The 22,807-nt window shown below is 71.9% G+C and carries 19 protein-coding genes; 11 read left to right on the top strand and 8 right to left on the bottom strand.

Going from position 1 to position 22,807, the window contains the following annotated elements:
- Nucleotides 1-123: 123 nt before the first annotated feature.
- The 7 genes from K7C20_RS29300 to K7C20_RS29270 all read left to right on the top strand — a co-directional run bounded on the left by K7C20_RS29300 (nucleotide 124) and on the right by K7C20_RS29270 (nucleotide 6,112).
- Nucleotides 124-1,581: a catalase gene (locus K7C20_RS29300; RefSeq protein ID WP_053210011.1), complete on the top strand. Its 1,458-nt coding sequence runs from the start codon at nucleotides 124-126 to the stop codon at nucleotides 1,579-1,581.
- A 447-nt stretch (nucleotides 1,582-2,028) separates the two neighbouring features.
- A complete protein-coding gene (locus K7C20_RS29295) occupies nucleotides 2,029-2,784 on the top strand; it encodes a hypothetical protein (protein ID WP_030085534.1) in 756 nt (251 codons plus the stop codon).
- A gap of 209 nt (nucleotides 2,785-2,993) precedes the next feature.
- Nucleotides 2,994-3,539 (top strand): GNAT family N-acetyltransferase, encoded by a 546-nt coding sequence (locus K7C20_RS29290; protein ID WP_030085532.1) that lies wholly within the window; start codon nucleotides 2,994-2,996, stop codon nucleotides 3,537-3,539.
- A 157-nt stretch (nucleotides 3,540-3,696) separates the two neighbouring features.
- Nucleotides 3,697-4,077 carry an MmcQ/YjbR family DNA-binding protein gene (locus K7C20_RS29285; RefSeq protein WP_030085530.1) on the top strand — a complete coding sequence of 127 codons (381 nt, stop codon included), beginning with the start codon at nucleotides 3,697-3,699 and terminating at the stop codon, nucleotides 4,075-4,077.
- Nucleotides 4,078-4,134: 57 nt separating this feature from the next.
- The gene (locus K7C20_RS29280) at nucleotides 4,135-4,722 is read left to right on the top strand and encodes a TetR/AcrR family transcriptional regulator (protein ID WP_030085528.1); all 588 of its coding nucleotides are present in this window, start codon (nucleotides 4,135-4,137) and stop codon (nucleotides 4,720-4,722) included.
- Complete coding sequence (locus tag K7C20_RS29275) at nucleotides 4,719-5,576, top strand: MBL fold metallo-hydrolase (RefSeq protein ID WP_053210007.1); 858 nt, start codon at nucleotides 4,719-4,721, stop codon at nucleotides 5,574-5,576. The genes K7C20_RS29280 and K7C20_RS29275 overlap by 4 nt, the downstream gene beginning before the upstream one ends.
- A 26-nt stretch (nucleotides 5,577-5,602) precedes the next feature.
- The gene (locus tag K7C20_RS29270; RefSeq protein WP_030085524.1) at nucleotides 5,603-6,112 is read left to right on the top strand and encodes an NUDIX hydrolase; all 510 of its coding nucleotides are present in this window, start codon (nucleotides 5,603-5,605) and stop codon (nucleotides 6,110-6,112) included.
- A gap of 18 nt (nucleotides 6,113-6,130) precedes the next feature.
- On the opposite strand, the gene K7C20_RS29265 is transcribed toward K7C20_RS29270, so the two are convergent.
- Both K7C20_RS29265 and K7C20_RS29260 read right to left on the bottom strand, forming a co-directional pair.
- Nucleotides 6,131-7,771 carry an AMP-binding protein gene (locus K7C20_RS29265; RefSeq protein ID WP_030085522.1) on the bottom strand — a complete coding sequence of 547 codons (1,641 nt, stop codon included), beginning with the start codon at nucleotides 7,769-7,771 and terminating at the stop codon, nucleotides 6,131-6,133.
- A complete protein-coding gene (locus K7C20_RS29260; RefSeq protein WP_030085520.1) occupies nucleotides 7,768-9,477 on the bottom strand; it encodes an AMP-binding protein in 1,710 nt (569 codons plus the stop codon). Before K7C20_RS29260 ends, K7C20_RS29265 begins: the two co-directional genes overlap by 4 nt.
- 93 nt (nucleotides 9,478-9,570) lie before the next feature.
- Here K7C20_RS29260 and K7C20_RS29255 point away from each other — a divergent pair, with 93 nt between their 5' ends.
- Both K7C20_RS29255 and K7C20_RS29250 read left to right on the top strand, forming a co-directional pair.
- Nucleotides 9,571-10,416: a helix-turn-helix transcriptional regulator gene (locus K7C20_RS29255; RefSeq protein ID WP_053210006.1), complete on the top strand. Its 846-nt coding sequence runs from the start codon at nucleotides 9,571-9,573 to the stop codon at nucleotides 10,414-10,416.
- 265 nt (nucleotides 10,417-10,681) lie between these two features.
- Entirely contained in the window at nucleotides 10,682-11,245 is a 564-nt protein-coding gene (locus K7C20_RS29250) for a GNAT family N-acetyltransferase (protein ID WP_030085514.1), read from the top strand.
- A gap of 40 nt (nucleotides 11,246-11,285) precedes the next feature.
- On the opposite strand, the gene K7C20_RS29245 is transcribed toward K7C20_RS29250, so the two are convergent.
- From K7C20_RS29245 to K7C20_RS29220, 6 genes are all read right to left on the bottom strand, one after another.
- Nucleotides 11,286-12,569, bottom strand: coding sequence for a GNAT family N-acetyltransferase (locus K7C20_RS29245; protein WP_053210005.1), 1,284 nt, complete (start codon nucleotides 12,567-12,569; stop codon nucleotides 11,286-11,288).
- A 176-nt stretch (nucleotides 12,570-12,745) separates the two neighbouring features.
- On the bottom strand, nucleotides 12,746-13,987 hold the full coding sequence (locus tag K7C20_RS29240; RefSeq protein WP_053210004.1) for an XdhC family protein: 1,242 nt from the start codon (nucleotides 13,985-13,987) through the stop codon (nucleotides 12,746-12,748).
- 36 nt (nucleotides 13,988-14,023) lie between these two features.
- A complete protein-coding gene (locus K7C20_RS29235; protein ID WP_030085510.1) occupies nucleotides 14,024-15,481 on the bottom strand; it encodes an NCS2 family permease in 1,458 nt (485 codons plus the stop codon).
- 250 nt (nucleotides 15,482-15,731) lie between these two features.
- Complete coding sequence (locus K7C20_RS29230) at nucleotides 15,732-18,113, bottom strand: xanthine dehydrogenase family protein molybdopterin-binding subunit (RefSeq protein ID WP_030085509.1); 2,382 nt, start codon at nucleotides 18,111-18,113, stop codon at nucleotides 15,732-15,734.
- Nucleotides 18,114-18,115: 2 nt separating this feature from the next.
- Nucleotides 18,116-18,715, bottom strand: coding sequence for a (2Fe-2S)-binding protein (locus K7C20_RS29225; protein WP_030085507.1), 600 nt, complete (start codon nucleotides 18,713-18,715; stop codon nucleotides 18,116-18,118).
- The gene (locus K7C20_RS29220; protein WP_030085505.1) at nucleotides 18,706-19,605 is read right to left on the bottom strand and encodes an FAD binding domain-containing protein; all 900 of its coding nucleotides are present in this window, start codon (nucleotides 19,603-19,605) and stop codon (nucleotides 18,706-18,708) included. Before K7C20_RS29220 ends, K7C20_RS29225 begins: the two co-directional genes overlap by 10 nt.
- 271 nt (nucleotides 19,606-19,876) lie before the next feature.
- Between K7C20_RS29220 and K7C20_RS29215 the strand changes: the two genes are divergently transcribed.
- On the top strand, nucleotides 19,877-21,556 hold the full coding sequence (locus tag K7C20_RS29215; RefSeq protein WP_053210003.1) for a PucR family transcriptional regulator: 1,680 nt from the start codon (nucleotides 19,877-19,879) through the stop codon (nucleotides 21,554-21,556).
- Between the two features lie 344 nt (nucleotides 21,557-21,900).
- Nucleotides 21,901-22,755 (top strand): hypothetical protein, encoded by an 855-nt coding sequence (locus K7C20_RS29210; protein WP_245171630.1) that lies wholly within the window; start codon nucleotides 21,901-21,903, stop codon nucleotides 22,753-22,755.
- Nucleotides 22,756-22,807 lie beyond the last annotated feature (52 nt).

The following is a 22,807-nucleotide window of genomic DNA, read 5'->3' as shown; positions in this document are numbered from 1 at the left end:
GGAATACCCCCCAGCTTTGTTTCAACAAACTGTTGACGTTTGGTCGGAGCCCTTCTTACGCTCCGACATGCGGAAGCCAACTTCCGCGCTCTCGTACGGAAGGTCACCATGTCGAAGCCCACGCTGACGGCGCGCTTTCTCACGACGGAGGCTGGCGCCCCCGTCGCCGACAACCAGAACTCCGCCACCGCCGGCGTCGGCGGCCCGATCATCCTCCAGGACCAGCACCTGCTGGAGAAGCTCGCCCGCTTCAACCGCGAGCGCATCCCGGAGCGTGTGGTGCACGCCCGTGGCTCCGGCGCGTACGGCTACTTCGAGGTGACCGATGACGTCACCGGCTTCACCCGTGCCGACTTCCTCAACACCGTCGGCAAGCGGACCGAGACCTTCATCCGCTTCTCGACCGTCGCCGACAACCTCGGCGGTCCGGACGCGGCCCGTGACCCGCGCGGCTTCGCGCTGAAGTTCTACACCGAAGAGGGCAACTACGACCTCGTCGGCAACAACACCCCGGTGTTCTTCATCAAGGACCCGATCAAGTTCCCCGACTTCATCCACTCCCAGAAGCGCGACCCCTTCACGGGCAAGCAGGAGCCGGACAACGTCTGGGACTTCTGGGCGCACGCCCCCGAGGCGACCCACCAGATCACCTGGCTCATGGGCGACCGCGGTATCCCGGCCTCCTACCGCCACATGAACGGCTACGGCTCGCACACCTACCAGTGGACGAACGCCGAGGGCGAGGCCTTCTTCGTCAAGTACCACTTCAAGACGAACCAGGGCATCCGCTGCCTGGACGCCGAGCAGGGCGCCGAGCTGTCCGGCAAGGACCCCAACAGCCACCAGACCGATCTGCTCCAGTCCATCGAGCGGGGCGTCTACCCCTCCTGGACGCTGTACGTGCAGATCATGCCGGCGGCCGAGGCGGCGGACTACCGCTTCAACCCGTTCGACCTGACGAAGGTGTGGCCGCACGCGGACTACCCGCTCCAGCGCGTCGGCCGTCTGGTCCTGGACCGCAACCCCGACAACGTCTTCGCCGAGGTCGAGCAGTCGGCCTTCTCCCCCAACAACTTCGTGCCCGGCATCGGCCCGTCCCCGGACAAGATGCTCCAGGGCCGGCTGTTCGCCTACGCCGACGCACACCGCTACCGCCTGGGCGTCAACCACACCCAGCTGCCGGTGAACGCCCCCAAGGCGACCGAGGCACACAACTACGGCCGGGACGGCCTGATGGCCACCAACCGCTACGACCGGCACGCCAAGAACTACGAGCCGAACTCCTACGGCGGCCCGGCGCAGACGGACGAGGCGCTCTCCGCCCCGCTCGCCGTCTCCGGCCACACCGGCACCCACGAGGCCCCGGCGCACACCAAGGACGACGACTTCTTCCAGGCCGGTGAGCTCTACCGCCTGATGTCGCAGGACGAGAAGAACCGTCTGGTGAACAACATCGCCGGCGGGCTCTCCCAGGTCAGCCGCGACGATGTGATCGAGAAGAACCTGGCCCACTTCCACGCCGCCGACCGGGACTACGGCGCGCGCGTCGAGGCCAGGGTCCGTGAGCTGCGCGAGGACTGACGAGAGGTCAGGTTCCTTGCGCATCCGTACCGGCCGGCCCGTTGAGGGGTGGCCGGCCGGTACGGAGAGGTAGCGCGAGCTCCGCGGTACACGGGGAGAACCAGTGCGGTGGCAGCGCCCGCCCGACAGAAAGGGCGGGCCCTCTCCCCCGCCGCGGAGCCCGCCTGCTCCACCTCCACCTCGATCTGCCTCTCGCCACCACAGACTCCGTCCGGCGGCGCGATGTCCTGTCGCGCCCGATTCTCGCGCTGCCGGACGGGCACCACAGCGGGCCCGGAATCCGTACGGTCACGGATTCCGGGCCCTCCCTGCGCCGCACCTGCCGTGACGGCCCTCGTGCGCCGCGGTGCGCTCCCCCCGTGCGCCGTGGCTCCCCTGCTGTCTCTTCCCCACCTGCGGCTCTCCTCGCAAATCGCCCCCCTCCGCCCGACCTGCCAGGAGCCGACCATGGCCGACAGCGTGCCGGTGCGGTGCCCCACGTGCCGCCGGGAGAACGCCTTCACCCCGCCCACCTTCCCGTGCGCGTGCGGTGCCCCGCTGACCATGCCCGTACTGCGCGGCGGGGTGCCCGTCGAGATACAGCACCGCACCTGGCAGGCCTCCTGGGTGGAGGTGCGGTGTGAGGTCTGCGGACGGCAGGACGAGTGGCCGGCGCCGGAGTCCGGCTGTGTCTGCGGCACGGTCGTCCGGGTCCCCGTAGCTCCCGCGCCAGCCCAACCACCGCCGAACTTCCCCTCGTTCGGACCACCGGCGCCGAAGCCCGCGCCGAAGCCCGCACCGGCGCCCGCCCCCGAGGCCCCACGCGCCGTCCTGCGGCCCGCGTTCCGCCCGGTCACGATCCGTACGGCCCGCGACTGCGTCACCGCCGCCGAGCAGTACCTGAAGTGGCTGGGCTACGCCGATGCCGCACGGACCCAGGAGCGCACCGCCTCCGGTGTGGACCTGCGCGGTACGGGCGTGGTCGCCCAGGTCGACCCGACCACCCGCGCCACTCAGCTGCGCGAGATCGAATGCGTCTGGCTCAACGGCCTCAACGACTCCGCCATCGCGGTCTTCTTCTCGCTCGCCGGCTACGCCCGTGACGCCCGCTCCCGCGCCGACGAACTGCACATCCCGCTCTTCGTCATGGACCTCACGGGCACCCCGCAGCCGGTCAACGACCCGGCCGACGAGCTGATCAAGTACGGGGCTGCGGGCCGGTGACCGTGCTGCCATGGGCTGCCGCCGCCAGCCGCCCCGGCGCGGCAGCCGAGGAAGAACCCGGCTCGGCGTGGTAAATCATCACCCGCTCGCCCGGGTCATCGGCCGGCGTCAGCAGTTCCCGGTCCGCGTGAGCGCACACGTACCGTGACCTCCGGACGCCCCCTACGAAAACCGGTCGCCACCCCATCCGGACCCGAGACACTGGCCCGGTGATCATCCATGTCCCCTCCCTGGCCGAACTGTCCGCCCTGCGCGCCATCGAACGGGCCGCCGGCGAGGCGTTCCGCGGGCTCGGCATGGCGGCGATCGCGGACGACGAGCCGCCCTCGCCAACCCAGCTGACGGCATTTCAGCGTGCCGGGCGGGCGCTGGCGGCTTACGAGGAGCCGGGCCGGGCGGCCGCGGACGAGCCCGCCCGGCCCCTCGGCTATCTGCTCTGGGAGCCGGTCGACGGATGCACCCACATCGAGCAGGTGTCGGTCCATCCGCAGCACGCCCACCGCGCCATCGGCCGGGCACTCATCGACCGGGCGGAGCGGGACGGCGGCCCGGCCCCGCTCACCCTGACCACCTTCGCCGAGGTGCCGTGGAACGCGCCGTACTACACCCGGCTCGGCTTCCGGGTCCTCACCGACACCGAACTCACACCGGGCCTGCGGGCGATCCGCGCCCATGAGACGGCGCTGGGACTCGACCGCTGGCCGCGGGTGTGCATGAGGCGGGACCCGGGCCGAACGGGCAGCGGGGAGACGTGAACCGGCCGGGCAGCGAGGGGAGGTGGACCGGCCGTGCAGTGGGGGGCGGAGGTGAACCGCCGGTCCAGGCACGGCCACCCGGTACATCCGAATCGCAGCGCCAACACGCGACATGACGCCTGATCAGGCACAGCAGCCCGCCGGACATAATGACGGAATGATCGACGCGAAGGCCCTGCGGGCCGTCTGCCTGGACTTCAATGGTGCGGTCGAGGAATTCCCCTTTCCGCGGCACCCCGATGTCTCGACCTTCAAGGTCGGCGGCAAGATCTTCGCGCTGACGACGCTGACGGATGCACCGCTCACCGTGAGCCTCAAGTGTGATCCCGAGCTGGCGGAACGGCTGCGCGCGGCCCACCCCGAGGTGGTGCCGGGCTATCACCTCAACAAGCGGCACTGGAACACCGTTTCGCTGGAGGGTGACCTGTCCGACCGGCTCGTCCTCGACATGATCGAGGACTCGTACGACCTCGTGGTCGCCTCGCTGCCGAAGGCTCAGCGCCTGTTGCTCGACTGGCCGGGAGAACGACGGCCCTGAACTGCCGCCGGGACGCCGCACCTTGTTATCTATAGACCGGTCGGTCTAGAGTTCCGTATGGCGCACTCACGCGGGGACACCCGCGCCCGGATCCTGCACACCGCCGCCGAGCTCTTCCAGCGGCAGGGCTACGGCGCGACGGGCCTCAACCAGGTACTGACGGCCAGCGGAGCCCCCAAGGGCTCGCTGTACTTCCATTTCCCCGACGGCAAGGAGCAGTTGGCCGCGGAGGCCATGGCCCTGGCCGGGGCCGAGATGGCGGAGCGGATGGCCGAGGCGGCAGCTGCCGCCACCGGACCGGCCGAGGCCATCGCCGCCCTCGGTGCGCTGCTGGCCCAGGGGCTCGAGGACTCCGACTACCGCGACGGCTGTCCGATCGCGACCGTCGCACTGGAGGAGGCCGGCGATACCGGCCCGATCCACGACGCGTGCCAACGGACCTATGAGCTCTGGCTGTTGGGGATCGGCGCACGGTTCCGGGGCTGGGGCCTGGCCGAGCAGGAGGCCCAGGAGCTTGCCGACCTGGCGATGTCCTCGCTGCAAGGGGCGCTGCTGCTGGCACGGGTGCGCCGCGACAGCGCCGTCATCCATGCGGTCGCCCGCCGAGTCGGAGCGATCGCCGCACAGGGCGCGAGTGACCGATGAACACCATGAACCCGGGCGAGAAGGAACGTCCCACCCGAGTGCACCACCTCAACTGTGGGTCCATGATGAGCATCGAGGCCACGTACGAGGGGCCGCCGCCGCTGCATGCCGTCTGCCACTGTCTGCTGGTGGAGACGGACCGGGACGGTCTGGTGCTGATCGAGACCGGTCTCGGACTGGACGATGTGCGCCGGCCGCAGGACTCGCTCGACCCGGAGTGGGTGGAGCTGGCCCAGCCGGAGCTGCGCCCCGCCGAGACTGCCCGGCAGCAGATCGAGCGACTGGGGTACGCGGCCTCGGACGTCCGGCATATCGCGCTGACGCACCTGGACGTGGACCACTGCGGCGGGCTGCCGGACTTCCCCGAGGCACAGGTGCATCTCATGGCCTCCGAACTGCGGGCCGCCGTGGCCGAGGCGCCCAGCTTCCGCTACCGCCCGGCGCACTGGGCGCACGGCCCGCGCTGGGTGACGTACGAGCCGGACAGCGCCGGGGGCGAGGAGTGGGCCGGCTTCGCCGGGGTCCGTCCTCTGACGGGGGTGACGAGCGATGTGCTCATGATGCCGCTCGGGGGGCACAGCGCGGGCCATGCCGGTTTCGCGGTCCGCGACGGCGACGGCTGGCTGCTGCACGCGGGGGACGCGTACTTCTACCACCGGGAGATCGCCGCGGACGACCCGCACTCGCATCCTCTGCTGGACCTGATCCAACTGCACGCCCAGGTGGACGAGGAGCTGCGGATCGCCAACCAGGGGCGGCTGCGGGAAGCCGCTGCGGGCGGCGCAGGCGAGGAGCGGATCCGGGTCGTCAACGCCCATGACCCGTGGGACTTCCGCAGCCTCGGCGGCGCCTGACGGCAGGAGCGGCGTACGCTCCTACGATGCGAACTCCCCGCCGGGCAGCCCGTGTTGCCGTGCTCGACGCCGACGGCGCGCTCTTCCTCTTCCGCTACGACAACGAAGAGGTGGGGGTCCACTGGGCGATGCCCGGTGGCGGGCTGGATCCCGGGGAGACGCCGCGGGCGGGGGCGCGGCGCGAGCTGCGGAAAAAGGAGACCGGCTGGGCCGAGCCGGAGCCGGGCCCGCTGCTGGGCACCTGGGAGCACGACTTCACCCGGGCAGGCATCCCCGTACGGCAGCACGAGCACCTCTATCTCGCCCATGGACCGCGCAGGGAACCGGCCGAGGGCGTGGCGGCCGCGCATGCGGACGACAAGATCCTGGACTGGCGCTGGTGGAGTCCGGCCGGGCCGGCCGGCTGTGCCGACCCGCTCTGGCCGCCCCGGCTGCCGGACCTGCTCGCACCGTGGCGCGGCACGGCAGGCGACGCCACCGTGCCGGACCCGGTCCATCTGGGATACCTCCCCAACGGGGCGTCACCGCCCCGCTGACCGCAGGCCGGCCCGGGGTCAGTGCGGCACTCGCCCCAGCTCCTCCGCCAGCCGCTCCCGGAGCTCGACCTTGCGGACCTTGCCGCTGACGGTCATCGGGAAGGCGTCGAGGAGGTGGAGGTAGCGCGGCACCTTGTAGTGGGCGAGGCGGGAGCGGCAGTAGCGGGCCAGCTCGTCGCGGGTGAGGGGGTCTTGGGGGTCGCGGAGGATGACGCAGGCGGCGACCTCCTCGCCGTACTTCTCGTCGGGGACACCGACGACCTGGACGTCCGCGATCTTGGGGTGGGAGTAGAGGAACTCCTCGATCTCACGCGGGTAGACGTTCTCACCGCCCCTGATGATCATGTCCTTGATCCGGCCGACGATCCGGACATAGCCGTCGTCGTTCATCACCGCGAGATCGCCGGTGTGCATCCACCGGGCGGCGTCGATGACCTCGGCGGTGCGCTCGGGCTCCTCCCAGTAGCCGAGCATCACGCTGTAGCCGCGGGTGCACAGCTCGCCCGGCTCGCCGCGCGGCATCGTCACCCCGCTCGCCGGGTCGACGACCTTCACCTCGATGTGCGGCAGCACCCGGCCGACGGTCGCGGTGCGGTGTTCGAGGTCGTCGTCGCGGCGGGTCTGGGTGGAGACCGGGGAGGTCTCGGTCATGCCGTAGCAGATGGAGACCTCGGCCATGTTCATCTCGGCGACCACCCGCTTCATCACCTCCTCGGGGCACGGCGAGCCCGCCATGATGCCGGTGCGGAGGGAGGAGAGGTCGTAGGAGGCGAAGTCGGGGTGGTTGAGCTCGGCGATGAACATGGTGGGGACGCCGTAGAGGGAGGTGCAGCGCTCGTCCTGGACGGCCCGGAGGGTGGTGACGGCGTCGAAGGCGGGGCCCGGGAGGACGATGCAGGCACCGTGCGAGGTGGCGCCGAGGTTGCCCATGACCATGCCGAAGCAGTGGTAGAAGGGCACCGGCAGACACACCCGGTCCTGCTCGGTGTAGGCGACGGTCTCGCCGACCCAGTAGCCGTTGTTGAGGATGTTGTGGTGGGAGAGGGTGGCGCCCTTGGGGAAGCCGGTGGTGCCCGAGGTGTACTGGATGTTGACCGGGTCGTCGGCCGTCAGCGTCTTCGCGCACTCGTCGAGCCGGGTGTGCGGGACGGTGGCGCCGGCGGCCAGCAGCCCGCCCCAGGTGCGGTCGCCGATGTAGACCACATCGCGCAGCGCCGGGCTCTCGGCGCGCACCTGCTCGATCATCCGGCGGTAGTCGGTGGTCTTGTGGTGGACCGCGGAGACCAGGAGGGTGATGCCGGCCTGTTGCAGGACGTACGCCAACTCGTGCACGCCGTAGGCCGGGTTGACGTTGACGAGGATGGCTCCGATCTTGGCGGTGGCGTACTGGACCAGGACCCATTCGGCACAGTTGGGCGCCCAGATGCCGACCCGGTCGCCCTTGCGGACGCCCTTGGCGAGCAGGCCGAGGGCCACCTCGTCGACCGCACGGCCCAGTTCGGTGTAGGTCCAGCGGCGGCCGCTCGCCACCTCGACCAGCGCCTCACGGTCACCGAAACGGGCGATGGTGCGGGCCAGATCGGCGCCGATGGTGTGCCCGAGCAGCGGCCGCCCGGCGACCCCGCAGGCGTACGACAGCTCCTGGTGCGGCTGGCTCATCGGTAGTTCTCCTCGCGGTACTCGGCGCCGCCGTCGCCCTGCGCGGTGCGCTCACGCAGTTCGATACGGCGGATCTTTCCGGAGACGGTCTTCGGCAGTTCGGCGAACTCCAGCCGCCGGATGCGTTTGTAGGGGGCCAGGACGTCACGGGAGTGCGCGAAGATCAGCTTCGCGGTCTCCGGGCCGGGCGACCACCCGGCCGCCAGCACGACATACGCCTTGGGCACGGCCAGCCGCACGGGGTCGGGGGACGGCACCACGGCGGCCTCGGCGACCGCCTCGTGCTCCAGCAGGGCGCTCTCCAGCTCGAACGGGGAGATCTTGTAGTCGGACGCCTTGAAGACGTCGTCGCCGCGCCCGATGTAGGTGATCCGGCCTTCGCTGTCGCGGGAGCCGATGTCGCCGGTGCGGTAGTAGCCGCCGGCCATCGCCTCCGCGGTGCGTACCGGGTCTCCCTGGTAGCCGGTCATCAGACCGACCGGCCGGGTGGACAGGTCGAGGGCGATCTCTCCCTCGTCGGCCGGTGCGCCGCTGACCGGGTCGAGCAGGACGACGTCGAAGCCGGGGGTGGGCCGTCCCATGGAGCCCGGTTTGACGGTCTGGCCCGGGGTGTTCGCCACCTGGACGGCGGTCTCGGTCTGTCCGAAGCCGTCCCGGATCGTCACGCCCCAGGACTGCCGTACCTGCTCGATGATCTCCGGGTTGAGCGGTTCCCCGGCGGCGACGATCTCCCGCGGCGGGTTGCGGAGCGCCGAGAGGTCGGCCTGGATGAGCATCCGCCAGACAGTGGGCGGGGCGCAGAAGCTGGTGACGCGGGCCCGGTCCATCTCGGCCATCAGCCGGGCCGCGTCGAAGCGGGTGTAGTTGTGGATGAAGACGGTGGCCTCGGCGTTCCACGGCGCGAAGAGATTGGACCAGGCGTGCTTGGCCCATCCGGGCGAGGAGATGTTGAGGTGCACATCGCCGGGCCGCAGGCCGATCCAGTACATCGTCGCGAGGTGGCCGATGGGGTAGGAGGCATGCGTGTGCTCGACGAGCTTGGGGCGGGCGGTGGTGCCGGAGGTGAAGTAGAGCATCAGAGGGTCGTCGGCCCGGGTGGGCCCGCCCGGCTCATAGCTGTCGGGGCTCTCGTAGGCCTCCTCGTACGCCAGCCAGCCGTCCGCCGCGGCCGCGCCGCCGACCGCGATCCGGGTGTAGTCGCCCGGTACGGCGGCGAACTTGTCGGTGTCCGCGGCACGCACGATGACGTGCCGGGCCCGGCCGCGGTCGATCCGGTCGGCGAGATCGGCGGCGCCGAGCAGCGGGGTCGCCGGGATGACGACGGCGCGCAGCTTCATCGCGGCCAGCGCGGACTCCCACAGCTCCACCTGGTTGCCGAGCATCATGACGATACGGTCGCCGGCCCGTACCCCGTTGGCGGACAGCCAGTTGGCGGCCTGGTCGGAGCGGCGCCGCAGCTCCTCGAAGCTCAGCCGGGTCTCGGTGCCGTCCTCCTCGACGAGGTGCAGCGCGGTGCGGTCGTTGCCGCGGGCGATGGCGTCGAACCAGTCCAGTGCCCAGTTGAAGTGGTCGGGGCGGGGCCAGCGGAACGCCGCGCGGGCCGCGTCGTAGTCCTCCCGGTGCCGCAGCAGGAGATCCCGCGCCGCCCGGAACGCCTCGGTGGCGGCCGGTGCGCGGCCCGTCGCACCGTTTTCCCTGTCCGTCATGTGTCCTCCTCATTGCCGCACCGCTACCTGCCATCGTGTAATCAGTGGCGCAGGTCTCACCACCCCCGAACGGGGGGAAGCGGAGGATTCGGCGTGCGGCTCGAGCCGGGAGCGAACGATGCGGTGGACGTACGGGCGGCGCTGTCGCGGCTGCGGCGGGCGAGCGGTCTGCCGGTGGCGTTCGGCGGGCTGCTGGCCGGTACGGGGCGCTACCGCATCAATGAGCTGGCCGGTACGGAGACCACGGTGCTGCGCGGCCTGGACATCCTCCAGGGCAACGGGCTGGGCGGGAAGGCCGTGGCGCTGTCGCGGCCGCTCGCGGTGACCGACTACAGCGTCTCACCGGTGATCAGCCATGAATACGACACGGCGGTGGCGGCGGAGGGGCTGCGGTCGGTGCTCGCGGTGCCGGTGATCGTCCGGCGCCGGGTGCGGGGGGTGCTGTACGGGGCGCTGCGCCGACCTGTGCGGCTCGGCGACCGGCCGCTGTCGGCGGCGGTGGAGGCGGCCCGGGAGCTGGAACAGGCGCTCCTGCTCCAGGACGAGGCGGCCCGGCTGCTGTCCCTGGCCCGTCAGCCCACCGCCGCCGATCCGGCGATGTGGGAGGAGGTGCGGGAGGCGCACGGCGAGCTGCGCGTGCTGGCGCAGCGGGTCACCGATCCGCTGCTGCGGCAGGAGATGCTGGCGGCGTGCGGCCGGCTCGCGGCGGCCTCGTCGCGGCGGCCCGGCACCGGCGAGGCGGGCCCTGCCCTGTCGCCGCGCGAGCGGGACGTACTGGCCTGTGTGGCGTCGGGCGCGACGAATGCGGTGGTGGCGGAGCGGCTGGGGCTGGGCCCGGAGACGGTGAAGAGCTATCTGCGGTCCTGCATGCGGAAGTTGGGGGCGCACACCCGCTTGCAGGCGGTGAGCGCGGCGCGCCGGGCGGGGGCGTTGCCGTAGGCGGCGTGGGCCGGCTCGCCCGTGGAAGCCGGCTCGCCCGCCCGCTGCCTGTCGGCGGTCGGGGTGCCCGCCACGCCCCAGCTGTCGGTGGGGACTTCCTGGATCCGGACCTGCACGGTCCCGGCCGGAACAGGACCGCTCGCCGCCACTCCTGCGCGACGCCGCCCGGCCCGCCCCTCCCGAGCCGGGCGCCCCACTCCGTCCGGCACTCCCCCGCCCGTCAATTCCCTTGCCGCCCCGCCCGGGGCCCGGACATCATCCCTCCATGATCGACGCCACCGCACTCGCCGAGAAGCCGGTGCTCACCGGCGCACGGATCCGTCTCGCACCGCTGTCGATACGGCATGCGGGCGCCTTTCACGCCGCCTGCCTGGACCCGGAGACCCGGCGGCTGACCGGTTCCCACCACGACTTCACGCGGGCGGAGATACAGGCCTGGTGCGCCGGCAGCGCCGACCGCGCGGACCGGCTGGATCTCGCGGTCGAGGACCGGGAAACCGGGGCCTTCCTGGGCGAACTCGCCCTGAGCCAGATCGATCCGCCGAACGCCAACGGGAGCTTCCGGATCGCCCTCGTCCCGGACGCCACCGGCCGCGGTATCGGCAGCGAGGCGACCCGGATGCTCCTCGACTACGCCTTCGACCGGGTGGGCCTGCACCGCGTCCAGCTGGAGGTCTTCGACTACAACCCGCGCGCCCGGCGGGCGTACGAGAAGTGCGGCTTCGAGGTGGAGGGCCGGATGCGGGAGGCCCTCTTCTGGGGCGGCGCGTGGCACGACGTGTTCGTGATGGCGGCGCTGCGGTCGCGGCGGCCCGGGGGCGCGGGCTGAGGCTACGGGGCGGACACCCCGGCCGGCCCGCGCCCGACGCTCAGTGATTCTCCCCGGTGAAGGGCAGCCACGCGGTCTCCAGGGCGGCGTCCAGGCGGCGGACCGCGCCCGGGGTGTGCTCGGTGGCCAGTCCGGCGTGGACGAAGTGCCGCAGGGGGGTGCCGCCGAGGTAGCAGGAGGCCAACTCCCGTACGTCCAGGGAGATGTCGGGCGCCTCGTCGGCGGGTTCCCAGGTGGCGCCGACGGGGGCGGTGGGGTCGGCGGGGCCGGCAGGGTCGGCGGTCAGCCGGAAGCGGCCCGCGTTGGCCGGCAGGGCGGTGTCGCGCAGGTCGAGGACGAGGTCGACGGGCGCCGCCCAGGAGCGGGCGGTCAGCGCGGTGCGGACGTCCACCAGCCGGAGCCACAGGTTGGGTTCCTGGCCGGTGACGCGTACCTGGTCACGGTCGGCGGCCAGGTACAGCAGAGGATCGTCGGCGGGGCGGGACTGGGCCCGTACGGTCGAGGTGAGGTCGATCGAGGCGAGGTAGGACCACAGGGCGGCGGCGGCCGGTGCGGACTCCGATTCCAGCTCGTCGACGCGGACCACGCCGGGGCCCTCGCCCGGCCCTCGGGTGCGGTAGAACGCATAGCCGCCGGGCTGCTCACCGGGGGCGCCGAGCACCACGACGCGCACCGGCCCGAACCCCTCCTGACCGGCGTTCATGCGGACGCCGTCGAGGTCCAGCGCCCCGGCGCGCCACCAGCTCTCGTCGCGGGTGAACCGTCCGGCGCGGTGCGGCAGCGTCGCGTCATAGCGCGGTGCGAGCATCGCCGGCGCTTCGGCCGGGTCGATCAGCCGCAGCGGGCGGCCGTCGGAGGCCGTCCGCAGGGCGAGCGGACGGGACGCGTCGATCTCGATGCCGTACGTCTCGGTGGCGGCGCCGAAGCCGTAGCGGCCGTAGATGGCGCTCTCGGACGGCCACAGGCAGGCCAGCGGCCGCCCGTCGGCGGCGCAGCGGCGCCAGAGCTCGTCCATCATCGAGTTGAGGATGCCGCGGCGCCGGTGCGTGGGCAGCACGGAGACGAAGTCCACTGCGGCGCACGGGAGTTGACTGCCCGGAACGGTCATGGTGCGGCGGTGCACCCCGGCCAGTCCGGTCAGCTGTTCGCCGTCGTACGCACCGACCCGGAGGCCGTCCCGCAGCAGATCCCGGTGGAAGCTCCGGGTCCGGTCACCGGGCTTCAGGTGGAAGACCGTGTAGCTCAGATCCAGGGCCCGGTCGAGATCGGCCTCGGCGAGGTCCCGGATGTCCGTGGTGGCGTGGGCGGCGTCGTCAGTGGTCACCGGGGGACGCTAACGCGGCGCGACGGGAGCGTCATCCAGTTTTCGGGCGCGGTGCCGGCCCGCTTCGCCGGTCATCCAGTTTTCGGGCGCGGTGCCGGCCCCCTTCGCCGGTCATCCAGTTTTCGGGCGCGGTGCCGGCCCCCTTCGCCGGTCATCCGGCTGTCGGGCTCGCGCCCTCAGGCCACCGACCCGATCCGTCCCACCGGCCGGGCCGCGTCGTGGTGGATGGGGGTGTGCGCGCCGGTCAGCGGTGTGCCGGTGCCGCCGCGGCGGTTGGCGACGATCTCGGCGGCGATGGACAGCGCGGTCTCCTCCGGGGTGCGCGCGCCGAGGTCGAGGCCGATGGGCGAGCGCAGCCGGTTCAGTTCGAGCTCGGTCAGGCCGGTGTCGCGCAGCCGCCGCTGGCGGTCCAGGTGGGTGCGGCGCGAGCCCATCGCGCCGACGTAGGCGACCGGGAGCCGGAGCGCCCGCTCCAGCAGCGGTACGTCGAACTTGGCGTCGTGGGTCAGGACGCACAGCACCGTGCGGGGGTCGAGGTCCTGGGAGTCCAGGTAGCGGTGCGGCCAGTCGACGACGATCTCGTCGGCGTCCGGGAAGCGGCTCCTGGTGGCGAAGACAGGGCGGGCGTCACAGACCGTGACGTGGTAGTTGAGGAACTTGCCGACCCTGACCAGCGCGGCGGCGAAGTCGATGGCGCCGAAGACGATCATGCGGGGCGGGGGGACGGACGATTCGACGAGGAGGACGACGGACTGGCCGCACTGCGATCCGATCGCCTGCCCCGCGCCCTCGCCCGCGGCGTCGTCGTCGGGCGCCGGGCCGGAACCTATCCCGATCGTCGTGGTGCGCCCGGCGTCCAGCAGGGCGCGGGTCTGGGCGATCGCGGTGCGGTCGAGGGCGGGGTGGCCGCCGAGGGTGCCGGTGTGGCTGCCGTCGGGGCGGACCAGTACGGCGCGGCCGAGGAGTTCGGCGGGGCCGTCGATGATCCGGGCGACCGCCGCCGCCTCCCCCGTGGCCGCGGCGGCCAGCGCGGCGGTGAGGGTGCCGGCGGTGCTGTCCACCGGCTCCCCCGCCGCCGCGCCGTCGCCTGCGGGGCGCGGGGCGCCCGTCCGTACCGGCTGGACGAGGATGTCGATGACGCCGCCGCAGGTCAGGCCCACGGCGAAGGCGTCCTCGTCGCTGTAGCCGAAGCGCTCCAGGACCGGCTGACCGGTCTGCAGCGCCTCCTGGCACAGTTCGTACACCGCCCCCTCCACACATCCGCCGGAGACCGACCCGATCGCCGTGCCGTCGCTGTCGACGGCCAGGGCGGCTCCGGGCTGGCGGGGCGCGCTGCCGTTGGTGGCCACCACCGTGGCCACCGCGAACTCGCGGCCCTGCCCGACCCACCGGTGCAGCTCTTCGGCGATGTCCAGCATGTCGGTCTCCTTACGGACGGGGGAGAGGGCGGGCGGTTACTTGACGCCCAGCCACTGCTCGATCGGATGGAGCGAGAAGTAGACGACGAAGATCGCGGTCAGCACCCACATGAAGCCGCCGACCTCGCGCCATTTGCCCTGTGCCGTCTTAATGGCAACGTAGGCGATGACGCCCGCGCCGACACCCGCAGTGATGCTGTAGGTGAACGGCATCAGGACCACGGTCAGAAAGACCGGGATGGACACCGAGCGGTCGCGCCAGTCCACGTGGCCCGCGGCGCTCATCATCATCGAGCCGATGACGACGAGAGCGGCCGAGGCCACCTGGGCCGGCACCAGCTGGGTGAGCGGCGTGAAGAACAGGCAGGCCGCGAAGAACAGACCGGTGACGACGGACGACAGGCCGGTACGCGCCCCCTCGCCGACGCCGCTCGCCGACTCGATGAACACGGTCTGACCGGACGAACCGGTGAGGCCGCCGATCGCACCGCCCGCGCCGTCCACGAAGAGCGCCTTGGACAGGCCCGGCATCCGGCCCTTGTCGTCGGCCAGCTTGGCTTCCGTGCCGACACCGATGATGGTGGCCATGGCGTCGAAGAAGCCGGCCAGCACCAGGGTGAAGACGATCATGCCGACGCTGAGCGCGCCGATGGAACCCCAGCCGCCGAACTCGACGTGGCCGAAGAGGCCGAAGTCGGGCATCGCGACCGCGCTGCCGGTCAGCTCCGGCGGCGTACCGCCCCAGTCCTTGACCGTCAGCCCGCCGATCCTGGTCACGGCGATGGACAGGACGCTGCCGGCCACGATGCCGATGAGGATGGCGCCGGGAACCTTGCGGGCCTGGAGCATGAAGATCAGCAGCAGGGTGACGCAGAAGAACAGGACCGGCCAGCCGGACAGCTGCCCGTTGAGGCCGAGGGTGACGGGGCCGCCCTCGCCCTTGCCCACGAAGCCCGCCTTCACCAGCCCCAGCAGGGCGACGAACATGCCGATGCCCATGGTGATCGCGTGCTTGAGCGCCAGCGGGATGGCGTTCATGATCATCTCGCGGAGGCCGGTGACCACCAGCAGACAGATGACGACGCCGTAGATCACACACATGCCCATGGCCTGCGGCCAGGTCATGTTCGGGACGACCTGGGCGGTCAGGGCGGCGGAGACGTTGAGCCCGGCCGCCAGGGCCAGCGGTACTTTGCCGATGAAGCCCATCAGCAGCGTGGAGACCGCCGCGGCCAGCGCGGTCGCGGTGACCACACCCGCATGCGCGAGGGTGTTCTTCTCCACGTCCGGAGTCGACAGGATCAACGGGTTGAGCAGGAGGATGTAGCACATCGCCATGAAGGTGGTGATGCCACCGCGCACCTCGCGCGCGAGCGTCGATCCTCTGTCGGATATGTGGAAGTACCGGTCGAGCCAGGACCGGCCGGCGGGCTGGCGCGAGCCGGCGCCCGCGTCTTCCGCCGTGGTCCTCGGCTCAGTGGACTGCTGGGTCATGGTGCCTTACTCCCAAGGTTCACAGGGGCACTCGCAGCGAGTGCGAGATTTGGGATGAAACTTCGGCTGCACGACCCGGGGGACGGCCCGAGACGAACGGTGGGGTACTGACTCCGACGGGGCGGAGCAGCGACTGCGTGGCGCGAGGGGGGGAGGGCTCCGGGCGGTGGGCGGAGGAGGACGGACAGGGACACCCCTGACACCCACCGCCCGGAGGCCGGTGTCCGGGGGATCGCCCCCGGACGGCTCTCTATGTGCCGGTGAGGTGCTCGGGGCGTACCGGCGTCTTGTTGAGCTCCAGCCCGGTCGCGTTCCGGATCGCCGCGAGGACGGCCGGGGTCGACGACAGGGTGGGGGCCTCGCCGATGCCCCGCAGCCCGTACGGGGCGTGCTCGTCGGCGAGTTCGAGCACATCGACCGGGATGGTCGGCGTGTCGAGAATCGTGGGGATGAGGTAGTCCGTGAAGGAGGGGTTGCGCACCTTCGCGGTCTTGGGGTCGACGATGATCTCCTCCATGACCGCCACGCCCAGGCCCTGGGTGGTACCACCCTGGATCTGGCCGACGACGGACAGCGGGTTGAGCGCCTTGCCGACGTCCTGGGCGACGGCCAGCTCGATGACCTTGACCAGGCCGAGTTCGGTGTCCACCTCGACGACCGCGCGGTGGGCCGCGAAGGAGTACTGGACGTGGCCGTTGCCCTGGCCGGTGACCAGGTCGAAGGCCTCGGTCGGCCGGTGCCGCCACTCGGCCTCGATCTCGACGGCCTCGCCCTCCAGGACGTCCACCAGGTCGGCGAGCACCTCGCCGCCGTCGGTGACGACCTTGCCGCCCTCCAGGAGGAGTTCGGCGGTGGCCCACGCCGGGTGGTACGTGCCCATCTTGCGGCGGCCGATCTCCAGGACCTTCTCGCGGACGAGCTCGCAGGAGTGCTTGACGGCGCCGCCGGTGACGTACGTCTGACGGGAGGCCGACGTCGAACCGGCGCTGCCCACCTGGGTGTCGGCGGGGTGGATCGTCACCTGGGTGACGCCGAGCTCGGTGCGGGCGATCTGCGCGTGGACGGTGACACCGCCCTGGCCGACCTCCGCCATCGCCGTGTGCACCGTGGCGACCGGCTCGGCGTTGATGACCTCCATGCGCACCTTGGCAGTGGAGTAGTCGTCGAAGCCCTCGGAGAAGCCGACGTTCTTGATGCCGACGGCGTAGCCGACACCGCGCACGACGCCCTCGCCGTGGGTGGTGTTCGACAGGCCGCCGGGCAGCTGACGGACGTCGGAGCCCTCGCTGGACTCCCACTGGCGCTCCGGCGGCAGCGGGCGGGACTTGACGCGGCGCAGGATCTCGGCGACCGGGGCCGGCGAGTCGACCGGCTGCCCGGTCGGCATGAGCGTGCCCTGCTCCATGGCGTTCAGCCGGCGCAGCTCGACCGGGTCCATGTCCAGCTTCGCCGCCAGCTTGTCCATCTGTGCCTCGTACGCGAAGCACGCCTGGACCGCGCCGAAGCCGCGCATGGCGCCGCAGGGAGGGTTGTTGGTGTAGAGCGCGACGGCCTCGATGTCGACGTCGTCGACCACGTACGGACCCACCGCCAGCGAGGCGGCGTTGCCGACCACGGCCGGGGACGCGGAGGCATAGGCGCCGCCGTCCAGCACGATCCGGCACTTCATGTGCGTGATCTTGCCGTCCTTGGTGGCGCCGTGCTCGTACCAGAGCTTCGCCGGGTGCCGGTGGACATGGCCGAAGAAGGACTCGAAGCGGTTGTAGACGATCTTGACGGGCTTGTTGGTGCGCAGCGCCAGCAGGCAGGCGTGGATCTGCATCGACAGGTCCTCGCGGCCGCCGAAGGCGCCGCCGACGCCGGAGAGCGTCATCCGCACCTTCTCCTCGGGCAGACCGAGGACCGGGGCGATCTGGCGGAGGTCGGAGTGCAGCCACTGGGTGGCGATGTAGAGGTCCACCCCGCCGTCCTCGGCGGGCACCGCGAGGCCGGACTCCGGGCCGAGGAAGGCCTGGTCCTGCATGCCGAAGACATACTCGCCGGAGACGATGACATCGGCCCTCTCGGCCGCCCCGTCCGCATCGCCGCGGACGATCGGCTGACGGTGGACGATGTTGGGGTGCGCGACGTGCCCGGCGTGGTGGTCGTCGCGGCCCTCGTGGAGCAGCGGCGCGTCGTCGGCGGTCGCGGAGGCCTCGTCGGTGACGACGGGCAGCTCCCTGTACTCGATCTTGATCTTGGCAGCCGCGCGCCGCGCCGTCTCCGGGTGGTCGGCGGCGACCAGGGCCACCGGCTCGCCGTGATGGCGGACCTTGCCGTGCGCGAGAACCGGGGTGTCCTGGATCTCCAGGCCGTAGTTCTTGATCGAGGTGGGCAGGTCGTCGTAGGTCAGCACGGCGTAGACGCCGGACTGGGCGAGCGCCTCGGAGGTGTCGATGGAGACGATCTCGGCGTGCGCGACGGTGGAGCGGAGCGTGAAGCCCCACAGCATGTCCTCGTGCCACATGTCCGAGGAGTACGCGAACTCGCCGGTGACCTTCAGCGTGCCGTCGGGGCGCAGGGTGGACTCGCCGATGCCGCCCTTGGTCTGCGAACCCTGGGTGATCTTGGTGGGGGTGCCGGTGGTTCCCATGGTCAGACCACCTCTTCCTGGCCCTGACGGGCGGCCGCGAGCCGTACCGCGTCCAGGATCTTCTCGTATCCGGTGCAGCGGCAGAGGTTGCCGGAGAGCGCCTCGCGGATGTCCGCGTCGGTCGGCTGCGGGTTGTGCTCCAGCATCTCGTCGGCGGCGACCAGCAGGCCGGGCGTGCAGAAGCCGCACTGGACGGCGCCCGCGTCGATGAACGCCTGCTGGATCGGGGAGAGTCCACCGCCCTCGCCGGTCTGCGAGTCGGTGCCCTTGGCCTGCCACTGCTGGGCGGCCTGGAGGGAGGTGCCACAGGCGCCGGAGGCGCAGCCGCCACCGGGGTGGGCGTCCTCGCGGTGCTTGGCGTAATCGGCAAGGCCCTCGACCGTGACGACCTCGCGGCCCTCGACCTGCCCCGCGGCGACCAGACAGGAACAGACCGGCACACCGTCAAGCCGGACCGTACAGGAGCCGCATTCGCCCTGCTCGCAGGCGTTCTTCGAGCCCGGCAGGCCCATCCGCTCGCGGAGGACGTACAGCAGGCTCTCGCCTTCCCAGACGTCGTCGGCCTCCTGCTGGCGGCCGTTGACGGTGAATGTCACGCGCACTGTGCGCCTCCCTTTGTGCCGTGGTCGTTGCCGCGGTAGGACTCCCAGGTCCAGCCGAGGGTGCGGCGCGCCATGATGCCGACCGCGTGCCGGCGGTACTTGGCGCTGCCGCGCACATCGTCGATCGGGTTGCAGGCGCCGGAGGCGAGCTGCGCGAACTGCTTGGCGACGGACGGCGGAATGGGCGCCGCCGACTCCCAGAAGCCGCCCTCGTCCAGCGCCGCGGCGAGGAACTCCTCGGCCTCGCGGGCCCGTACGGGGGTGGGTGCGGCGGAGCCGATGCCGGTGCGCACCGTGCGGGTCTCGGGGTGCAGCGCGATACCGAACGCGCAGACCGCGATCACCATGGCGTTGCGGGTGCCGACCTTGGAGAACTGCTGCGGGCCGTCCGCCTTGGGCAGGTGCACCGAACGGATCAGCTCGTCGGGCTCCATCGCATTGCGCTTGACGCCGGTGTAGAAGTCGTCGATCGGGATCATCCGGCGGCCGCGTACGGATTCCACCTCGACCTCGCAGCCGGCCGCGAGCAGCGCGGGGTGCGCGTCACCGGCCGGAGAGGCGGTGCCGAGGTTGCCGCCGACGCCGCCGCGGTTGCGGATCTGCGGGGAGGCCACCGTGTGCGAGGCCAGGGCCAGCCCCGGGAGTTCGGCCCGCAGATTCTCCATGATCTTGCTGTACGGGACGGAGGCGCCCAGGCGTACGGTCTTCTCTCCGACCTCCCACTCGCTCAGGTCACCGATGCGGTTCAGGTCGAGCAGGTACGCGGGGCGGCGGTGGTCGAAGTTGATCTCGACCATCACGTCCGTGCCCCCCGCGATGGGCACAGCGGTAGGGTGCTCGGCCTTGGCGGCGAGCGCCTCCTCCCAGCTGGCGGGGCGAAGGAAGTCCATCGTTGGCCTCTTCTACGAATTCTACGAAATCGGGTCGTTCGCTACTCATGGTGAGGACGCTGCACTGGCATCGCCACGGAGCTGTTCATGTCTTGTTCATCGGATGCGTTCAGTGAACGCGCCCCGGGCCCACCCGGTGCAGTCACCGAAACCATGAAGCGGTTGGCTGGCCAAGCCACCTGTCTTGTAGATTCGAACGAAAGACGAGGCTCTGAAACCTCGCGGCATTCCACCGGCAACAACCAGACAGCAAAGAACGGCGGGCGAGGTCATGCGGCTCCGCGCACTCCTGGACACCCCCACCCTGGGCCTTCGGCTGCTCGGGGGCGAGGACGAGCTGGACCGCACGGTACGCGGCGTGATGACCACCGACCTGCGCGACCCCAGCCGCTATCTCTCCGGCGGCGAGCTGGTGCTGACGGGTCTGGCCTGGCGCCGCGAACCGGACGACTCCGAGCGGTTCGTGCGCATCCTGGCCACCGCCGGGGTCGCCGGTCTCGCGGCCGGCGAGGCGGAGCTGGGCTCGGTCCCCGACGACCTCGTACAGGCCTGCCTCCGGCACCGGCTGCCGCTGTTCTCGGTCGTCGAGGACGTCTCGTTCGCCTCCATCACCGAGCATGTCGTCCGCCAGGTCTCCAGCGAGCGGGCCGGTGACCTGGCGGCCGTCGTGGACCGCCACCGGCGGCTGATGACGTCGGGTCCCACGGGCGGCGGCCCGGAGGTGGTCCTGGACCTGCTCGGCTCCGACCTGGATCTGCGGGCCTGGGTGCTCTCCCCCACCGGCCGCCAGATCGCCGGCTCGACACTCGCGGACGCCGGACCCCCGCTGTCCGGCGAACTGGCCGCCCGGCTCGCGGGCGAGCATCTGGCGGCCGCCCGTACGGGCCGCCGCGGCCCGCACCGCGTCACGATCGAGGGGGTCGACGGACCAGGAGGCGCCACCTTCTCGCTGTTCCCGGTCCGCCATGAGGGCCGTGATCTGCGCCAGACGCTGCTGAGCGACTGGCTGCTGGCCGTCGAGGCGGACGCCGGCGACTGGTCCGCGGAGCGCCTCGACCTGCTGCACGGGGTCACCCAGCTGATCGCCGTGGAACGCGACCGGCGCGATGCGGCCCGTACGGTCCGCCGCCGGCTCGCCCAGGAGGTGCTGGAGCTCGTCCAGACCGGCGCACCGCCTGCCGAGATCGCGGCCCGACTGCGGGTGGCGGCCCCGGTGCTGCTGCCCGGGCTGGGCGCCGCACCGCACTGGCAGATCGTGGTGGCCAGGGTCGAGTGGCAGGACGGCGACGTCCCCGGCGGCCCGGTGGCGCAGACCCTGCTGGAGGAAATGCTGGTCGACCCCGGCACGTTCGGCCCGGAGCCCTCCGACCGCATCGCCGTGGCGCACACCGGCGACGAGGCGGTGGCGCTGGTGCCGCTGCCCGTCCCGGACGAGCCCGGGGACCCCTCGGCGACCGGTCTGCACGCCGGTGAGCTGCTCTCCGTCGTCCAGGAGCCGCTCGGCCGCGGTCTGGCGGACGACGGCCGGCTGACGGTCGGGGTGAGCGCCGCGGTCCACTCGGCCGAGGGCCTGCGCGGCGCCCTGGAGGAGGCCCGGCACGCCCGCCGGGTCGCCGCTGCCCGCCCGGGCCGGGTCTGCGCCGCCGGCCACGAGGAGCTGGCCTCGCACGTCCTGCTGCTGCCGTTCGTGCCGGACGACGTCCGCCGGGCCTTCACCGCCCGCCTCCTGGACCCGCTGCGCGACTACGACCGCAAGCACCGCGCCGAACTGATCCCCACCCTGGAGGCGTTCTTGGACTGCGACGGCTCCTGGACCCGTTGCGCGGCCCGCCTCCACCTGCACGTGAACACCCTCCGCTACCGCGTCGGCCGCATCGAGCAGCTCACCGGCCGCGATCTGTCCCGCCTGGAGGACAAGCTCGACTTCTTCCTGGCACTGCGGATGAGCTGACGGGGCAGCGTCCCACGGATTCCGTCGCCCGGCGGCGGGATCCGGGCCCGCGCCCTGCGCTCCCCCGGGCCCGGCCGGTTCGATCCGGTGGGCCCGACTACTCCATTCGGGGTAACTCGATCGGGCGGCATCGTGCCCGACGGTGGCCGGCCGGCGGCCGACCGCCGGTGCGGCGCAGCGGCCGATCAAGGCCCTGCGTCGCCTTCTGACCGCCCGTCGAGCGATTGTGAATTCATTCACCCACCCCCTTGGCCCCACGACGGCATTCGTGCTGAGATTCGCCCACAGCTCCAATTTCCAGGCTCAATGGCGCGCTCGGGGAGGGCAATGTGGCGGACACCGCCATGTCAGAATCCGCGGATTCCGCGGATCCGGTCAGTTCTGCGGATCCGGTATCGCTCGCGGTACCAGCACCCGCATCAGCACCGGAGACAGGCGCAGTCGGCACGGTCGAGGGGGACGGTCCCCTCGACCGTGCCGTTTGGCGGCTGCGTTCGCGCGGCTGCTGGGACGATGCGGCCGCGCTGCTGGAACCGCACTCCGTCCATCACGCACCGTCCGCGCTGCGTCGCGCCGCGCTGCTGGTCGAGCGGTGCATGTTCACGGCCACCGGGTGGGCCGGGGCCGAGGATGCGCTGCGCAGCGCCGAGGCGCTGGCGGGCGACGACGACGAGCGGGGCGGCGCGGCGTGCGAGCGCGGCCATCTCGCGTACGCCGCCACGGTCCTGGGCGTCCGGGACCGGGCGGACGAGGCACGCTCGGCGCTCGGCCGGGCCGCCGCGCTGCTGGCGCCCACCGCGGCCGGCCGGCCGCTGCTGGACTTCCGCCGCGGGCTGATGGCCGAGCATGTGGCCGACAGTCCGGACGCGGCACGGGCCGCCTACCGCCGCGCACACGCCGGCGCCACGGCGCACGGTGACACCCTGCTGTTGTCCTTCACCTGGCGTCATCTGGCCGGGCTCGCGCTGCGCGACGGGGAGGTGGCGGAGGCCCGGCACGGATTCGCCGAGTCGCTGCGGATCCGCGAGGAGCTGGGCTTCCTGGTCGGCACGGCGCCCGCCCTCGTGGCGCTTGCCGACGCCGCACCGGACGGCGACGCGGACCGGCTGCGCGCCGAGGCGGCCCGGCTCTTCCGCCTCATGGGCGGCGTTCCCACGTGGCTCGCCGACCATCTGTCCACCGGTGTGCCGGCGACCTAGGGGGCTCCGCACCGCGCGACGCGAACGGGCGACGGGCAACCCTCCGCACTCC

It is taken from the genome of Streptomyces decoyicus (assembly GCF_019880305.1).
GTDB lineage: Bacteria > Actinomycetota > Actinomycetes > Streptomycetales > Streptomycetaceae > Streptomyces > Streptomyces decoyicus.
Note: the sequence above shows the minus strand (reverse complement) of the source record. Positions and strands in the feature narration are given on the sequence as shown.